Below are 2,071 nucleotides of genomic sequence, written 5' to 3'. Positions count from 1 at the left end.
TGGGACTCAGGGCGGTCCTTCGGGAGCATGGATTGGGGCGGGCATCTTGGTGGCCGTCGTCGCCGCGGTGAGCGTCCTGGTGTGGTGGCGCGCGCGCAAGCGGAGGGCCGGTCCACCGAGCTGACCTGCCCTGCGTTCGCGCGTCGCCGCGTACGTCTTCCGGGTGCATCGGCTCAGGGGGGCGGGCCACCCGTCATGAACGACTCCCGCCGTAGGACCATCGAGTTCCACACGGCCTCCTTCCCGAATCGACACTTCCCGTAGAAGGCGTCGGGACCCGATTCGACCTGGGCGAGGATGGCCCCCACTCCGTGTTTGTCGAAGGCCGTCACCGCAAAGGACTCCACGAGGAACTTGCCGATACCGCGATGCCGGAAATCCCGGTGGACCATCGTGGCGTGGATGATGGCCTCGGAGCGTTTCGTCGGAACGAGAAATCCGGCGATGAACCCCACGACCCGGCCCTTGAGCTCGAAGACTTGGAAGATACAATCCGGATCACGGACCATGGTGCCGAAATCCTGGAACGAGAAGAGCGGGTTGCCCTCGGACCTCTGAATCTCCAAGCACGACGGGATGTCCGATTCCCGAGATTCCCGCACCAGGACCGATGCCAAACGCCGGTGACTCGCGGTCCCCTCCGCCATGGAACCGGATCGCGTCGTCGCGCCATACGCATTTCGGCCGCCACGGCTGAGGGAGCGGGCGGACGACGGCCGGGTAGGCCCTGCGATGGTCAGGGCTCGGGCAGCTCCGCCATGTGGTAGTCGACGCCCCCGATCCTCCTGTGCTGGATCGCGCCCACGCGGACGACGTCCTCGAGACCTTCTTGGACCGCGTAGTGAAGGCCCGCGGGATGCGAGATCGCATCCGGCCTCGACCCCAGCTCCCCGAGGATCTCCGCGTCCGAGTACGCCTGGTCTCGATGGGCCTCCAGGAATGTCCGAATCTTCGCGGCGACTTCCTCGTGCGTGGGGGCCGCGTGGAAGGCGTCGCGACGGATCGGCATGGATCGCACCGGGGAACCATCCGCCTCAGCGTGTCCATGCCTCGCCCGCCGGGTTCCCGGGCACCCCTGGGAGGAGCCCGGCCTCGCGACCGTGACCGGCCGTAGAATCAGTGCAGAAGTCCGGTCGCCTTGAGCTCGGACCGGATGCGTTCCAGGGCAACGTCGACGTCGGCGGGCGCGTGCGCGCCCGTGCAGACGATCTTCCCGTTCCCGAACAGGAGGAGGACGACTCTCGGCTCGTCGATCCGGTAGACCAGGCCCGGGAACTGCTCCGGTTCATATTCGACGTGCCCCTGGTGGAGGGAGCGCGCGACCGCGGCCTGGTCGATCGGGGCGCCGAGGTCTGACGTTGCCACGAGGTTCTGCACCTCAATGTTCGGGTTCTTGGTGACCGGGATGCCGATGGTCTCGATCCGCTTCGCCACGAGGTCGATGACCCTCTTGACCTGCTCCAGGCTCTTCGCGCCCGTGCAGATGACCTTGCCAGTCCGGAAGAGGAGGATCGTCGCCTTCGGGTCCCTCAGGCGGTAGATGAGTCCGGGGAAGTGCTCCGGCTCGTACTTGGCCTCGCCCAGGGCGCGGGCAATCGCGGGGAGGTCCAACGCCTCTCCGAGGGAGGTCGACGCCACGACGTTCTCGATCTGGAACTTGGCCAACGAACAACCTCCGCGAGCGAGAGGCCTCGCCCCTCTTCCCCTCTCCCCGGGCACTCTCGGCCAGCACGGAACCGGACCTGCTGCTTATAAAGTTCCGTTGACCGGGGACTCCCGCAAGCTGCCTGGTGCCACGATGGGCCCGTTTGCCCTCGTCTGCCGATGCGCCCTAGAGGGTGAACTCCCGCGTTCAAACCCGATCGGACTCATCGACTCCTCGGCAGCACTCAGCTCCCTCATGACGGCGGGCGCGAGCTACGGGCGCGCCGGTCCGCGATGCACCCGATTCGATCGGACTTGAACGTGGCCCTCTCAATGTCTTCGTTCTGCGACACGCCGGAAAAGGGTCGTCGCCCCAGTGTGGAGTTTGCGTTGCGACCCCTGGGAATGAGGAGCCAACCCTTAAGTG

Annotated in this window: 3 protein-coding genes; all 3 read right to left on the bottom strand. The window is 66.4% G+C overall.

What is annotated here, in order from left to right; genetic code table 11:
• Positions 1 to 173: 173 nt before the first annotated feature.
• On the bottom strand, positions 174 to 647 hold the full coding sequence (locus tag VEY12_03595) for a GNAT family N-acetyltransferase (protein ID HYM39218.1): 474 nt from the start codon (positions 645 to 647) through the stop codon (positions 174 to 176).
• Between the two features lie 89 nt (positions 648 to 736).
• A complete protein-coding gene (locus tag VEY12_03590) occupies positions 737 to 1,009 on the bottom strand; it encodes a hypothetical protein (GenBank protein ID HYM39217.1) in 273 nt (90 codons plus the stop codon).
• Positions 1,010 to 1,116: 107 nt separating this feature from the next.
• A complete protein-coding gene (locus VEY12_03585; GenBank protein ID HYM39216.1) occupies positions 1,117 to 1,665 on the bottom strand; it encodes a TATA-box-binding protein in 549 nt (182 codons plus the stop codon).
• Between the last annotated feature and the right edge of the window lie 406 nt (positions 1,666 to 2,071).

The sequence above is a fragment of the Thermoplasmata archaeon genome (genome assembly GCA_035632695.1).
In the GTDB taxonomy this organism is placed as follows: Archaea; Thermoplasmatota; Thermoplasmata; order RBG-16-68-12; family RBG-16-68-12; genus RBG-16-68-12.
The sequence above is the reverse complement of the archived record's forward strand: the minus strand, read 5'-3'. Positions and strand labels throughout refer to the sequence as shown.

Excerpts from the sequence above, each read along its gene's own strand:
- VEY12_03595 (HYM39218.1), bottom strand. The coding sequence starts at position 647 with ATGGCGGAGGGGACCGCGAGTCACCGGCGTTTGGCATCGGTCCTGGTG.
- VEY12_03590 (HYM39217.1), bottom strand. The coding sequence starts at position 1,009 with ATGCCGATCCGTCGCGACGCCTTCCACGCGGCCCCCACGCACGAGGAA.